Genomic DNA, 13,073 nt, shown 5'->3' on the forward strand with positions numbered 1-13,073 from the left:
GTGTACGGGGGAGGGGGAGGGCGAGCGTGCCGACGATGAAGCCACAGGACCTGCCGCCGGGGATGGGCCCGCGCGGAAAGAAGAGCGACAAGCCAACACCCACGAAAGGTGGGTTCAAGTTCGGCTCACCACTGGGCTACATCCTCCTGCTCGTCCTGGGGTTCCTGCTGTTCCGGAACGTGTTTCAGGACGCGGGCGTCCGCCGTGTGTCGTACAGCCAGCTTCGCGACGCGGTGGAGAACAACCAGTTCAGCCGCGTGCAGATCTCCAACGAGTGGGTCAAGGGCTTCCTCAAGGACAACGCCCAACCGCCCCCGGGCGAGCGCGGAACGCTGCGCAGCGAGCCCAGCGCCCTGCCGTGGATGGCCTACCGCGTCCCCGGCGACGAGGGGCTGGTGCCGCTCCTGGAGCAGAAGGGCATCCAGTTCGAGGCCGTGCCGCAGTCCAGCTTCAGCGAGGTGTTGTGGATCTGGCTCATTCCCATGGGCCTGCTCATCCTCTTCTGGAGCTTCATGATGCGCCGGATGTCCGGCGGCATGGGCCAGGGCCCGCAGAGCGTCATGAGCTTCGGCAAGACGCGCGCGAAGGTGCAGGCGGAGAACGACACCGGCGTGGGCTTCAAGGACGTCGCGGGCGTGGACGAGGCCGTGGACGAGCTTCGCGAAATCGTCGAGTTCCTGAAGACGCCGGAGAAGTTCCGCCGCCTGGGCGGACGCATCCCCAAGGGCGTGCTGCTCGTGGGGCCTCCGGGCACGGGCAAGACGCTGCTGGCGCGCGCGGTCGCGGGTGAAGCGGGCGTGCCCTTCTTCAACCTCTCCGGTTCGGAGTTCGTGGAGATGTTCGTGGGCGTGGGCGCGGCGCGGGTCCGCGACCTCTTCGCCCAGGCCACGGCCAAGGCGCCGTGCATCATCTTCATCGACGAGCTGGATGCCATTGGCAAGAGCCGCAACTCGGGCGTGGCCGGCGGTCACGACGAGCGCGAGCAGACGCTCAACCAGCTGCTCGCGGAGATGGACGGCTTCGACAGCCGCGCGGGCCTCATCATCCTGGCGGCGACGAACCGCCCGGAGATCCTGGACAGCGCGCTGCTGCGCCCGGGCCGCTTCGACCGGCAGGTGCTGGTGGACCGCCCGGACAAGCGCGGCCGCGAGCGGGTGCTGGAGATCCACGCCAAGGGCGTGAAGCTGGGCCCGGACGTGGACCTCAAGCAGATCGCCTCGCGCACGCCGGGCTTCGCTGGGGCGGACCTGGCCAACGTGGTGAACGAGGCGGCGCTGCTCGCCGCGCGCAAGAACCGCGACGCGGTGATGCGGGCGGACTTCGAGGAGGCCATCGAGCGCGTGGTGGCGGGGCTGGAGAAGAAGAACCGCCGCATGAACGAGCGCGAGAAGGAGATCGTCGCGCACCACGAGGCGGGCCACGCGGTGGTGGGCTGGATGCTGCCGTACGCGGAGCGGGTGACGAAGGTGTCCATCATCCCGCGAGGCCTGGCGGCGCTGGGCTACACCATGTCGCTGCCGCTGGAGGACCGCTACCTCATGTCGCTGGACGAGCTGCGCGACAAGATGGCGGGGATGATGGGGGGCCGCGCCGCGGAGGAGATCTTCATCGGCGAGGTCTCCACGGGCGCCTCCAATGACATCAAGCAGGCGACGGAGATCGCCAAGATGATGGTCCGCGACTACGGCATGAGCACGCTGGGGCCGGTGGCGCTGAGCGGTGAGCAGGGGCCGGGCTTCCTGCGGTCCGCGGGCCTGCCGGAGTCGCGCAGCTACTCCGAGCAGACGGCGCGGATGATCGACGACGAGGTCCGCAAGATGGTCTCCGAGGCGTTGGACCGCGCCCGGGAGGTCCTCAACATCCACCGCGAGAAGGTGGAGGCCCTGGCCGCGCGGCTGCTGGCGACGGAGGTCATCGAGGAGGAGGCGATGATCACCATCCTGGGGCCCAAGGTGTACGCGCAGCGCGGACTGCTGCACCCGGAGGCGCGCACCGTTATCTCCGCGCACCCGGTGGGCGGCACGGAGTCGGAGCCCACCGTTCCGCCGACGCAGCACGCGGAAGGCAAGCTCGACTCCTAGAGGGGCGCCTGCCTGCTCTCCGGGCAGTCCTTCGCCCATCGGATCCACCGCCAGCCTGCGGTGGCCGGTGGGCGAAATTACTTTTGGTCGACAAGGAGGCGTCGCCGTGGAGAACCGGATTGGGAAGAGCTACGTCGCGCGGAAGTCGTTGTTCGCCAAGGGCCTGAAGGATGGCCGGCTCACGGTGCAGGAGATCGAGGAGGCGCTGCCTCCGGGGACGCTGACGGCCGCCGAGCGGTGGCTCCTCTACTACTCCCTCCGAGCCGCGCAGGTGGAAATCATCGATGAGGTGACGGGGCAGGTCGATCACGGCTTCATGGCCGAGGCACCGCCCTCGGCTCCGTCCAATCACTAGGCGCGTTGACAGGGCCGCCCTCGCGGTTACGTTCGCGCCGCTCATCGAGGTCCGCTTCCTTCAACCCCTGCGCAGGTTCGACAATGGCCGGAAATCCCAGCAGCGACGAAACCCCGGAGGCGAAGGCCTCCGCCAACACCACCGAGGAGGCTGAAGTGGTCTCCGCCGAGGCCCCGGCCGAAGCCGAGCAGGACGGCGAGGTGGCGCGGCTCCAGCAGGAACTGGAGGCGGCCCGTCGCCGGGTGAACGAGCTGGCGCGGGGGCTCCAGGACCTGACCAAGGACCGGGAGGAGTTCAAGCAGCGGCTGACGCGGGAGCGCGAGCGGATGCTCGACGTGGAGCGCGGCAACGTGGCCCGCACGCTGCTGGAGGCCATCGACGAGCTGGACCTGGCGATGGCCGCCAGCCACCAGGACGCCTCGCCCCTGGCCCAGGGGGTGCGGATGATCCGCGACAGCCTGCTGTCCAAGGCGCAGGCCACCGGCATCGAGCGCATCCAGGTGGTGGGCCGCCCCTACGACCCGAACGTGGCCGAGGCGGCGGACATGGAGGTGACGCCCGTGCAGGACGACGACCAGAAGGTCGTCGCCGAGTTCCGCGCGGGCTACCGCCTGAAGGACCGCGTCATCCGTCCCGCCCGGGTGAAGGTGGCCCGGTACGTGGCCCCGGCCCAGGCCTGAGGGCCCCGCGCCTCCGCGCCCGCCCGGGTCCGGGTGGGCGTGAGCGGGGAAGGGGCGTGGCCGCCGGTCTGTTGGGCCTTGACGTCATGGCCCGCCGTGTAAGCTGCCACCCCGTGTCCGTCCGACTGCTCAGCATCCTTTGCGTGGTGGCGCTCGCCCCGGTGGCGGGGGCCGCCGAGGATCCGCTCACGCCCTGGCTCCAGGCCCGCGTTCGCGAGCACATCGCCTACTTCGCCGCCCCGCTGCCCGCGAGCGAGCCCGCCACCCCGGGCGTGTCCTCGCTCTGGCGCGAGCGCCCCGCGGGCTACTCGGGCCTGCCGCGCTTCACGCCCCCCACGTCGCTGGCGCCGCTCATCCGCGCGGTGGAGGCGGGCGTGGTGAACATCACCACGGTGGGCCCCGGCGCGGTGGCGGGCGCGGTGAAGCGCTCCACCGGCTCTGGCTTCGTGCTGACGCCCGACGGGCTCGTCGTCACCAACAACCACGTGGTGGCCAACGCCCAGGGCCCGGTGCTGGACCCGGGCGGCGTCACCGCCAGCAAGGACGGCCCCCGCGAGGTGCCCGTGCAGCAGGTGTCCGTGCGCCTGGCGGACGGCCGCGAGTTCCCCGCGGAGGTGGTGGGCCGCGACGCGTCCACGGACGTGGCGCTCCTGCGGCTGAACGGGGCGGGGCTGGGGAGCCTGCCGGCGGTGTTCCTGGGGGACTCGGACGGGCTGGAGGTGGGGGACTGGGTGGTGGCCATTGGAAACCCGTTCGGCCTGGACCACTCGGTGGCGCACGGGATGATCTCCGCCAAGGAGCGCGTGCTGGGCGTGGGCCAGTTCGACGACTTCATCCAGACGGACGCCCTCATCAACCCCGGCAACTCCGGCGGCCCGCTCTTCAACATGAAGGGCGAGGTGATTGGCGTGAACACCGCCATCATCAGCGAGGGGCAGGGCATCGGCTTCGCGGTGCCCATCAACCTGGTGAAGGACCTGCTGCCCAACCTGCGGGAGAACGGCAAGCTGGAGCGCGGGTGGCTGGGCGTCGTCATCAACGAGGACGGCGCGGACGCGACCGCCACGGCGCCGGTGGTGAAGGACGTCTACCGGGGCAGCCCCGCCGCCGCGGCGCACATCCGCCCGGGCGACCGGCTGGTGGCGGTGAACGGCCGGCCCATTGGCAGCTACCTCCAGCTGCTGCGCAAGGTGGCGCTCCTGGCGCCGGGCACGGAGGCGAAGCTGACGCTGCTGCGCGAGGGGGGCACCCAGGAGGTGTCGGTCCGGCTCGTCGCCCGGCCCGCGCAGGAGGCCACCGAGGGCCTGGCCAACCGGGGCGGCAGCAACGCGAACGACCTGGGGCTGGTGCTGCGGGATTTGACGCCGGAGGTGGCCGCGCCCCTGGGCTACGAGGCGTTCCTGGGCGCGCTCGTGTCCGGTGTGGTGCCGCGCAGCCCGGCGGAGCAGTCCGGCCTGCGCGCGGGCGACGTCGTCACGGAGGTGAACCGCCGCCGGGTGAAGGACGCCGCCGCGGTGAAGGCCGCCCTGGAGCGGGGCAGCGCCGGGGCCAGCATCCTCCTGCGGGTGCAGCGGGGCGACGCGCTCCAGTACATCGCCATCGCCCGCTGAGCCTGCCCGCGGGGCCGCGCTACTTCGCGGCCGCGTCCTTGCCGTTGATCCACAGGCCCATCTGTCCGCCGGTGCGCCCCTCCGTCACGAGGATGGCCTCGATGCGGGCGTTGACGCCGGAGATCTTCCCGCCGCCCTTCTTGGGCAGCGTCCACACGCTCTGCGGCGTGAAGACGACCTGCGCGCGCACGCCCCGGGAGGTGAACACCCGCTGGAAGGTTCCACCGTTCCACATGCTCGGCGCGGTGCCGCTCACCGTGAGCAGGTTCAGCACCGGGTTGCCCTGCGAGTCCGTCTTCTTCGGCGCCCCGTGGGTGAGCGCGTACTTCCCGCCCCCGAAGAAGGGCGTGATGTTGATGGTGTAGTCGTTGCTGCTGGGGTTGAAGTCGCCCGCGGCCAGCATGGTCGCGTCGTCCTCGGTGATGATCATGTAGAGGCGCTTGCCCGTGTACTTCTTGCGGAAGGCCTCCGCCTGGGACTTGCACTGCGGCTCCACGAGCGCCCCGTCGCACTCGCCCACGTACTTCTCCAGGAAGGCCCCCAGCCCGCCCAGGGGCTCGGACTCGTCGCGCAGCTTCGCGAAGCGCGAGTCCACGTCGGCCAGGGCGAGCGTGGGCACAAGGAGGGCAAAGGCGGCGGCCAGGATGCGGTTCACGGAGAGGAACTCCCGGGAAATAGGGGGATGACGGCCCCTCGGATGCTGCCACTCCCGACGCGCCGGGGGCAGCGCTTTCCCATGCGTGTGGCGTGGTGTGTCAGGGTGGATGTAGGTGAAGAAGTTGCCTACATCTGGCTACCGTGTAGTTTGCCCCTGTCACCCCCTGTTTCGGAGCCCTCCCCGCATGAACACGCAGCCCCAGGAACGCCGCTCCCACCTGCGCTTCGACAAGATCTTCACCGTGTATCTGTCCACGCAGGACGGGATGATGCGGGGCATTGGCCGCAACATCAGCGCGCGGGGCATGTTCATCGAGGTGCGCGACTCGCTGGGGCTGGGCGAGAAGCTGAAGGTGACGTTCGCGGGCGAGGACGGCACGGAGATGACGTGCCTGTGCGAGGTCCGCTACCAGGTGGCGCTGGCCTTCGGCCGCAAGGACGGGCGGCCGGGCAACAGCCGCGGGGTGGGGCTGCGCATCGTGGCCTACGAGACCATGGATGACGCGCCGCTGCTGCTGGTGGACCGTGAGCGGGTGATGCACTGAAAGACCGCGGGGCACGGCCCTTCCCCTCGTGAGGGAAGACACCGTGCCCCGGGTGTGTGACGGCGGTTGGGACGCGCCGGTTACTGCGAGAAGCCCTCGAGGAGGTAGTGGGCCTCGATGCGCTTGAGCGCGAGGATCATCGCGGCGCAGCGGCTGTCCACCGTCTTCCCGATGCAGTACGGGCGGCTATCGTGCATCTCCGTCTTGCGCGGCTGGTTGCGCGAGATGTCCCGGATGATGCGGTAGTTGCGCTTCATGGCGCGCTCGAGGCGCTGGTCGACTTCCGCCTCGCTCCAGCGCTCCATGCGCTTGTTCTGGATCCACTCGTAGTAGGACACCGTCACGCCGCCGGCGTTGGCGATGATGTCCGGGATGAGCTCGATGCCGCGCTTCTGCAGGACGCGGTCGGCCTCCGGAGTGGTGGGGCCGTTGGCGCCCTCGGCGATGAGCTTCACCTTGAGGCGCTCGGCGACGTCGGCGGTGATCTCGCCACCCAGGGCGGCGGGGACGAGGATGTCCGCCTGCACGTCCCAGAGGTCCTTCTTCTCGATGCGCTGGGCGCCGGGGAAGCCCACGACGGAGCGCTTGAGGTTCTTGGGGTCCGCCACGTAGGCGGCCAGGGCGTTCACGTCGATGCCGTCGCCGTTGAAGATGGACCCGTCGGCGTCGTTCACCGCGAGCAGGCGGGCGCCCATGTTGCCCAGGATGATGGCGGCGTGGCTGCCCACGTTGCCGAAGCCCTGGATGACGAAGGTCTTGCCCTTCACGCTCTCGCCGCGGTCGGCGTAGTAGTCCTCGATGCAGAAGGCGACGCCCTGGCCGGTGGCCTTGCCGCGGCCCTCGGAGCCGCCGATGCGCACGTCCTTGCCGGTGACGATGCCGCGCAGGTTGTGGCGCTCGCGCTCACCGTCGGAGAACTGGCGGTAGAGCAGCGCCATGATCTCCGGGTTGGTGCCCACGTCCGGCGCCGGGATGTCGATGTTCGGCCCGATGAGGCTCTTGAGCCGGTACATGAAGCGCAGGGTGATGGCCTCGATCTCCTCGCGGCCGTACTCGCGCGGATCCAGCTGGATGCCGCCCTTGCCGCCGCCGAAGGGCACCTCCGCGATGGCCGTCTTCCAGGTCATCTCCGCGGCGAGCGCCTTGAAGAGATCCAGGGAGACCTCGCGGTGGTAGCGCAGGCCGCCCTTGTACGGGCCGCGGGCCTGGTTGTGCTGGACGCGGTAGGCCTTGAAGCGCTGCGACTCACCGGGGACCAGCTGGTAGACGAGCCCGTCCGGCAGGCGCAGGTGGCCGTGGCGGATGGCGACGTCGGAGCCCAGCAGGGCGCGGCCGTTGAGGATGATGTTGCCGTTGGCCAGGCGCTCCAGGCCCTCGGGGTTGCGCACCTGGGTGACGGACAGGTCCGCGAAGGACTTCGCCTCCTCGGGGAGGAGCGGGACCAGGCGGTCCTTCAGCTTCGCGGTGACATAGAAGATGTGCTCGTAGTCGGGCTCTTCGAGCTCCAGACGCACCCGCTTGTCCAGGCCGATGAGATCCGCCGCGAAGTGGAAGATCTCCATCGCCTCCGTGTAGATGGTGCGCTTGGGCGTAGGGGCCGGGGCGCGCATGAAAGTCTCTTCGCTGGCCATGATGGAACGTGCTCCTTGGGGGCCCACCTGGAATGGGGGCCGCTGGGGAAAGCCGGGCCCTTATGTGCACAGCCGCCCCGCGAGTTCAACCGCTGCGGAGCCGCCCCATTTCTCCAAATAATAGAGAAAAGTCGGGTACTTAGCCGACGCGGTGTGTCACCCCGACAGATGCGCTGTGTCATGCATGTCAGGGCTTCTGGGTGAAAGAAGCGGGGGCGGCGACCGGGTTGGCGGTGGGCGCGGAGAAACTGCTTGCCGGGCCCGGATGCGGGTGGTACTTACGCGCCGCTTTCGGTGCGCCGACATAGCTCAGTTGGTAGAGCAACTGATTCGTAATCAGTAGGTCTCCGGTTCAAATCCGGATGTCGGCTCCAGGAAATCAAGGGCTTGGGTGCTTCTGGCACCCAAGCCCTTTTTCTTTGTTGCCATTGGGTTGCCTGTGGCCTCCGGCTCGAAGGGCGCCCATGCCGAGCACTCACTGAAGAGACTGGCGCGCTGGAGATCGCGCCATCAGGCCATCACCGCGCTGCTTCGAGAGAAGACGAGGCCGTTCTTCCGGATTGCGCCGATACACAGGAAGTCGCCGGAGTCGAAGCCAACGTGCAGGACTCGCTGGGCGGCATCCCCGAGTATCGTCGGGCCGATGAGCTGTGCGAGATGCCGGACCGCGAGTGCGGCGTACGCCAGTGCCAGGGGGTATTCGGCATCGTTCCCGAGGCCATCCTCGTTCCCGTAGGCGACTTGGTAGATGGAGTCGAGGACTGTGGAGCTTGCGTAGGGCGTACCCTTGCCCCACCGCTGCCGAAACAGCCATTGGGAGTCCATCGCGTCATAGGGAGCCCCGATGAGGTGGAGGTCCGCCGTCACGCGATCTTCCATGGTCGGGTTGAAGAGGCCGAACCATAGGCCGGTGATGGGCGCTGGCGGCGGCATCGTCCGCATGATGGTTTCGAGCCATTGTTGGAGTTGCCGGAGATCGCCCGCAGCATTCAGGGTCCGCAGGGCAGCCCAGTTTGGATGAGGGTGCGCTGTCGCGCAGTACTGGATGATCCGCAGGAGTCCTTCCTCGACGGGGAGCTCCGACTTCACGACGCGCTCAATCTCAGCGAAGAGCTCGCCGGCATTGTAGGAGGTCATGGAGAGAATCTACTGGCGAACCGGGTTCAGGAGTCCAGTGGCCAGAGTACAGTACAACCCGACAGGTGAGGAGAAGGGGAAGGGATATGTGCAGTAGGAGAAGCTAAGTGAGCTCCATTGAGTCTGTCAGGCCCCAAAGTCAGAATTCCGTGCCTCCTGATTTCAAGGGGGCACCTTCGGGGGGATCGTATGAAGCCAGTTGCAGTAGCTTCTCTGCTGCTGATTGTGTCGGGGTGTGCGACTACTCGTGTTGTCCAAATAGATACCGGGAGTGGCCAGCGAGTCATTCACAAATCGGTGGACGTCGACCCAGTCGAGGTGAACGAGGTGGAGTTCAAGGCTGCCCTTACGCAGCTCATCCTGGACATGCGGATGGATGTTGCCTTCCGTGCGGCAGAAGAGGCGGATGAGCGAGGGTGGGTGCGGTCCAGGAGCCTGCTCGCATCCTCCAATGGCCTCGCGGACCCAGGCGCGAGCGGGTCGCCAGAGTCGTTGTGCGCGCGCATCTGCCCGGATGGCGACGAGTGCTTGACGCTGGTAGGCGGTACGGGGTTGACGTTCTCGCGCAAGGACCGGACGTTGATGGCGCTATCCTTCGCGCTCGATACCGTCTGGGAGAGCGTCGAGGTGGAGGTCGGCAAGGTCCTGAATCCGGTCGTCCTCAAGGCCATGCTGACGTCGGCGGCGCTGACCGTGCTCCTCACGATGGCGTTGCCCGAGCCCGTCACCAAGGTCATCGCGGTGGCGTTGACGGCGGCGATGGTGGCCTACCTGGGCGTGATTCCAGTCTGGGAGATAGGGCGTGGCTTCGTGAGGTTGTGGGATGACTCGGGGAAGGCAATGAGCGTCATCGAGCTACAGGACATCGGCCATCGCTTCGGGAAGGTGCTCGGCACGAACGGCACGCGCGTCCTGGTGCTCCTTGTCACCGCGGCCCTCGGTGGAAAGAGCGCGATGGCGTCCCAGGGGCCCAGGCTCCCGGGCTTCTCCCAGGCGGCACTTCGCGCGGAGGCCGAGGCGGGATTCCAGCTCGGAGCGGCGCTGAACGGTGGGGTGTCGTCCATCGCGATGCCCGCCGCTGGAGTGCTCAACGTGGCGCTGGCTCCGGGGGCTGCTGAGACTCTTGCGATGTACGGAGAGGGGCGGTTTCCGGGCGATGCTGGGGGGCCGGTTCACCACATTTGCACGAGCAGGAACCCGATTTCGCCTGCTTCAGGCGGTCCTTGGACGCCAGAGTGCGAGAGGATTTTCAAGAAGGCTGGGATGACCCTTGAGGATGCAGCAAACAAGGTGCGGCTCAATGGGCACGAGGGGCCTCACCCCGAATTCTATCACAATCAGGTGATGACTCGTCTTGAGCGTTCTGTTGGGCGGTGCAGAACGACGGAGAGCTGCCGGGCCAGCTTGCTGAAGGAACTCGCGAGTATTGCAGACGAGTTGCTTGCGCCGGGCTCGGAATTGCGCAGCTTCATCGTGAAGTAGGAGGGTAGGGTGGAACGGAACTTTTATTGGGTTGGCTTGGCTGACATGCCTCGATGGCTCATTGAGACGCCCACGCGGACATCCGGCGAAGAGTTCGACGAACCTTGGCTGTTCACAGATGGGCATGTTCTTCCAGACCCTGGCTCCATCAAATCTCAGGTTTCACATCCGGGCACGAAGCGCGCTTTTGTCTTTGGAGGGGTTGAACGCACGCCTATCGTCAGCGAAGCACTCGCGAACGTCTTCCAAACACTGGCTCCCGATGACGTCCAACTGTTTCCGGTGACGGTGGAGGGAGAGTCCGAGCGGTACTTTGTCGTCAATGCAATCAAGGTGGTTGATGCCATAGACGAGGCAGGATGCCGGGAGGTGCATCACTATGACGAGGACGATCCCTCCACTGACTACCCTGGGGAGTACAACTGGATCTACGGACTGCGCATCGATCCGTTGAAGACCGAGGGCGCGCACGTCTTCCGGCTGAAGAAGTTCAAGACGGCGTTCATTGTCTCGGAGGAGGTCAAGAACGCACTCGAAGGGGTAGGGGACCTAGGAGTGTCGTTCGAGCGTGTGACCGAACCGCAAGAACTTCACTGACGTTCGAAGCCAAGGTGTCATGGAGTTCGTCCTCCAGGTGGCGCACCTGGGGCTGATGGCGAAGATGCGAGAGGATAGCCGCCTGCCTCCTTCGCGCCTCCTGGCAATTCCGCTGTGAATGCCTGGGGCATCGCGGACTGCGATTGTTTGTGCGAGGCGGCGGGCGGCAGGCGGGACGCCTGCCTTCACAGCCACTTGCACCGGTGCGCCCTGTTCCTGGCTTGACCCTGGACCTCGGGCCTTGCGTCAAGGCTGTGCGTCATCAGCTTCACGGTAATGGGTGCTGCGGCCAGCAGCGGGTGGACATCATGCGCACGACTCGAATCTTCCAGGGACTCATCCTGACGCTGGGGCTGCTCGCGGGCACGGCCCATGCGGGCGAGGTCGACGATACGTCGCGGACGTACGTGAACACGGACGTCGACCGTAACCGCGACGTGAACGTCCAGCGCGACGTCGACGTCCACCGCGATGATCACCGCGACGTGGAGGTTCACCGCGACGTGGACGTCAACTTCGATCGCTACCACCACCCTGTCGCGCGGACCGCGGGGGCAATCGCCGTCGGCACGGAGGTGCGCACGCTTCCTTCCGCGTGCACCACGGTCGTCAGACGCAACATCGCCTACCAGAACTGTGGAGGCATCTGGTACCAGCCGCGCCACACCGGCGGTGAGATGACGTACGTGGTGGTCAACCCGCCGTGAGCGGACCCGCTGCGATGACCCGACCCGAGAGGCAGGCTCCCCGCGCCGCCGGTAGACTGCCCTCCGAGCAGAACGGGGAGCGGCCTCCTCCGACGGCATGAGGCGGTCGATCCATCAAACATGCCGGCCACCTGGCTGCCATGCCGGGGGCCTGGCAGCCTCCGGAACCCCTCATGCCCGGGCCGGTCCGCGGGCTACGGCTGGCGGGCCTGCTCCTGCGAGGGCAGGGCCAGCGTGGTCGCGAACTCCCTGAGTTTCGCCTGCACCTTGCGCATGTTGTCCGGGCCCATGCGCAGCAAGTGCTTCTCCGCGGCGCCCAGCGCCTCCAGGTTCGGATCCGCGTAGGCATAGAGCGCGCCCTTGGGCGTGAGCTCCACCGGGGCCTTCGGCACCGGGACGGCGGTGAGCCTTCCCAGGGCCTGCGCCAGCGCCTGATCCAGGCTGCGCCCTGGCGGGGCCAGCTCCGCGTGCGCCGCGTCCAGCAACGGCTTCAGCTCCTGGTACACCCGCTGGACGGCCTTCGTGTCCACTGAAGCCACGACCCGCGCCACGACGTCGTACCGGGCCATGCTCTCCGGCGCCATCACGGAGTGGCCCTTGCGGTTCACGACCTGGAAGGTGCCGGTGGGCGCCATGAACGACAGAGGCATTCGCGGGCTCTGACCTTCGGCGATCAGGTTCGTCGCGGCGGCGAAGCGGCGTGCCAGGTCCTCCGACGACAGCCAGCGCAGGAAGTCCGCGTCACTGGAGAGCCCCTTCAACACATCCCGGATGTGGGGGTCCGTGCCCGAGAGCTGCACGGCGGGCGGTGGGGGCGTGGTGGGCGGAGGCGGCTCCGCGTACTGGGGCGTGGGCTCCGGAGGCGGCTCCGGCGGCCGGAGGACGAAGAAGACCCCCGCTCCTCCCAGCAACGACACCAGGACGGCGATTCCCAGGGGCCAGCGGAGGGAGCGAGGGGAGGACGGCGGGACGGGAGCGTTGTCGGCGGGGCTCATGGGAACCGGGGATGGGGCGGAGGAAGGAGGGCTACAGGTCGCCCGCGTGGGCCTGTTCGGCCAGGCGGAAGGAGAACTCGGCGCGGCGGTTCTTCGCCGGGGCGTTCACGTCCGCCGGCCGCTCCTCGCCATAGGAGACGACGGAGATGCGCTCGGGCTCGACACCCAGGCGCACCAGGTACGCGCGCACGCTGGCGGCCCGGCGCTGTCCCAGCGCGATGTTGTATTCCGTCGTCCCCAGCTCACACGTGTGGCCCGCCACCGTCACCTTCGCGAGCGAGCGCTGGCGCAGTGCCTTCGCCAGCCGCTCCAGCTCGTCGCTGGCTTCAGGCGGAAGCGTCGACGAGTCGAGCGTGAAGTAGATGGGCGTCGCCCGGAGCGCCGCGAGCGCCTGCTCCGTGTCGTCGGGCGCGGGCTTCGCGGCGTCACCGCGATCCGCGACCGGCGCTGGGGGCGTCCGCGTCGCCGCATCGGAGGTCGTGGGATTGGCGGCGCGTCTCGAGCAGCCCGTGAGTCCGACAGCCGCCAGCAGCAGGATGAGGAGGGTTCGGTTCATGCCCTCGCACATGAGCAAGGGCCGTGCCGCGAACTCCTCG

Annotated in this window: 13 protein-coding genes and 1 tRNA gene; 9 read left to right on the forward strand and 5 right to left on the reverse strand. The window is 68.0% G+C overall.

The window, feature by feature from the left end; all coding sequences use genetic code 11:
* Positions 1-35: 35 nt before the first annotated feature.
* The 4 genes from ftsH (at position 36) to FOF48_RS23275 (ending at position 4,726) form a co-directional block, all read left to right on the forward strand.
* Positions 36-2,081, forward strand: coding sequence for an ATP-dependent zinc metalloprotease FtsH (gene ftsH, locus FOF48_RS23260; protein ID WP_370456606.1), 2,046 nt, complete (start codon positions 36-38; stop codon positions 2,079-2,081).
* A gap of 106 nt (positions 2,082-2,187) precedes the next feature.
* A complete protein-coding gene (locus FOF48_RS23265; RefSeq protein ID WP_120533571.1) occupies positions 2,188-2,436 on the forward strand; it encodes an RNA polymerase sigma factor region1.1 domain-containing protein in 249 nt (82 codons plus the stop codon).
* An 83-nt stretch (positions 2,437-2,519) separates the two neighbouring features.
* Entirely contained in the window at positions 2,520-3,116 is a 597-nt protein-coding gene (locus FOF48_RS23270) for a nucleotide exchange factor GrpE (RefSeq protein ID WP_143904962.1), read from the forward strand.
* A gap of 86 nt (positions 3,117-3,202) precedes the next feature.
* Positions 3,203-4,726, forward strand: coding sequence for a trypsin-like peptidase domain-containing protein (locus FOF48_RS23275; protein ID WP_143904963.1), 1,524 nt, complete (start codon positions 3,203-3,205; stop codon positions 4,724-4,726).
* Positions 4,727-4,745: 19 nt separating this feature from the next.
* Here the strand turns inward: FOF48_RS23275 and FOF48_RS23280 are convergent, their stop codons facing one another.
* Positions 4,746-5,381, reverse strand: a complete 636-nt coding sequence (locus FOF48_RS23280; protein WP_143904964.1) for a DUF6066 family protein — start codon at positions 5,379-5,381, stop codon at positions 4,746-4,748.
* A gap of 187 nt (positions 5,382-5,568) precedes the next feature.
* Between FOF48_RS23280 and FOF48_RS23285 the strand changes: the two genes are divergently transcribed.
* Complete coding sequence (locus tag FOF48_RS23285; RefSeq protein WP_014396384.1) at positions 5,569-5,928, forward strand: PilZ domain-containing protein; 360 nt, start codon at positions 5,569-5,571, stop codon at positions 5,926-5,928.
* 80 nt (positions 5,929-6,008) lie between these two features.
* Here the strand turns inward: FOF48_RS23285 and FOF48_RS23290 are convergent, their stop codons facing one another.
* The gene (locus FOF48_RS23290; RefSeq protein ID WP_143904965.1) at positions 6,009-7,559 is read right to left on the reverse strand and encodes a Glu/Leu/Phe/Val dehydrogenase; all 1,551 of its coding nucleotides are present in this window, start codon (positions 7,557-7,559) and stop codon (positions 6,009-6,011) included.
* A 298-nt stretch (positions 7,560-7,857) separates the two neighbouring features.
* On the opposite strand from FOF48_RS23290, the gene FOF48_RS23295 reads away from it, so the two are divergent.
* Positions 7,858-7,933 (forward strand) — tRNA-Thr (locus FOF48_RS23295).
* A gap of 136 nt (positions 7,934-8,069) precedes the next feature.
* On the opposite strand, the gene FOF48_RS23300 is transcribed toward FOF48_RS23295, so the two are convergent.
* A complete protein-coding gene (locus FOF48_RS23300) occupies positions 8,070-8,696 on the reverse strand; it encodes a hypothetical protein (protein WP_143904966.1) in 627 nt (208 codons plus the stop codon).
* 189 nt (positions 8,697-8,885) lie between these two features.
* Between FOF48_RS23300 and FOF48_RS23305 the strand changes: the two genes are divergently transcribed.
* The 3 genes from FOF48_RS23305 to FOF48_RS23315 all read left to right on the forward strand — a co-directional run bounded on the left by FOF48_RS23305 (position 8,886) and on the right by FOF48_RS23315 (position 11,482).
* Positions 8,886-10,178: an AHH domain-containing protein gene (locus FOF48_RS23305; RefSeq protein ID WP_143904967.1), complete on the forward strand. Its 1,293-nt coding sequence runs from the start codon at positions 8,886-8,888 to the stop codon at positions 10,176-10,178.
* A gap of 9 nt (positions 10,179-10,187) precedes the next feature.
* Positions 10,188-10,775, forward strand: a complete 588-nt coding sequence (locus FOF48_RS23310; protein WP_186002042.1) for an imm11 family protein — start codon at positions 10,188-10,190, stop codon at positions 10,773-10,775.
* Positions 10,776-11,083: 308 nt separating this feature from the next.
* Positions 11,084-11,482, forward strand: a complete 399-nt coding sequence (locus tag FOF48_RS23315; protein WP_143904968.1) for a hypothetical protein — start codon at positions 11,084-11,086, stop codon at positions 11,480-11,482.
* A 194-nt stretch (positions 11,483-11,676) separates the two neighbouring features.
* On the opposite strand, the gene FOF48_RS23320 is transcribed toward FOF48_RS23315, so the two are convergent.
* The gene (locus tag FOF48_RS23320) at positions 11,677-12,399 is read right to left on the reverse strand and encodes a DUF3014 domain-containing protein (RefSeq protein ID WP_255442565.1); all 723 of its coding nucleotides are present in this window, start codon (positions 12,397-12,399) and stop codon (positions 11,677-11,679) included.
* A gap of 109 nt (positions 12,400-12,508) precedes the next feature.
* Positions 12,509-13,033 carry an OmpA family protein gene (locus tag FOF48_RS23325; protein WP_143904970.1) on the reverse strand — a complete coding sequence of 175 codons (525 nt, stop codon included), beginning with the start codon at positions 13,031-13,033 and terminating at the stop codon, positions 12,509-12,511.
* Positions 13,034-13,073: the final 40 nt, after the last annotated feature.

The organism is Corallococcus sp. Z5C101001, assembly GCF_007352635.1.
Classification (GTDB): domain Bacteria; phylum Myxococcota; class Myxococcia; order Myxococcales; family Myxococcaceae; genus Corallococcus; species Corallococcus silvisoli.

Excerpts from the sequence above, each read along its gene's own strand:
- FOF48_RS23315 (WP_143904968.1), top strand. The coding sequence starts at position 11,084 with ATGCGCACGACTCGAATCTTCCAGGGACTCATCCTGACGCTGGGGCTG.
- FOF48_RS23305 (WP_143904967.1), top strand. The coding sequence starts at position 8,886 with ATGAAGCCAGTTGCAGTAGCTTCTCTGCTGCTGATTGTGTCGGGGTGT.
- FOF48_RS23325 (WP_143904970.1), bottom strand. The coding sequence starts at position 13,033 with ATGAACCGAACCCTCCTCATCCTGCTGCTGGCGGCTGTCGGACTCACG.
- FOF48_RS23290 (WP_143904965.1), bottom strand. The coding sequence starts at position 7,559 with ATGGCCAGCGAAGAGACTTTCATGCGCGCCCCGGCCCCTACGCCCAAG.
- FOF48_RS23275 (WP_143904963.1), top strand. The coding sequence starts at position 3,203 with ATGGCCCGCCGTGTAAGCTGCCACCCCGTGTCCGTCCGACTGCTCAGC.
- FOF48_RS23285 (WP_014396384.1), top strand. The coding sequence starts at position 5,569 with ATGAACACGCAGCCCCAGGAACGCCGCTCCCACCTGCGCTTCGACAAG.
- FOF48_RS23270 (WP_143904962.1), top strand. The coding sequence starts at position 2,520 with ATGGCCGGAAATCCCAGCAGCGACGAAACCCCGGAGGCGAAGGCCTCC.
- ftsH (WP_370456606.1), top strand. The coding sequence starts at position 36 with ATGAAGCCACAGGACCTGCCGCCGGGGATGGGCCCGCGCGGAAAGAAG.
- FOF48_RS23300 (WP_143904966.1), bottom strand. The coding sequence starts at position 8,696 with ATGACCTCCTACAATGCCGGCGAGCTCTTCGCTGAGATTGAGCGCGTC.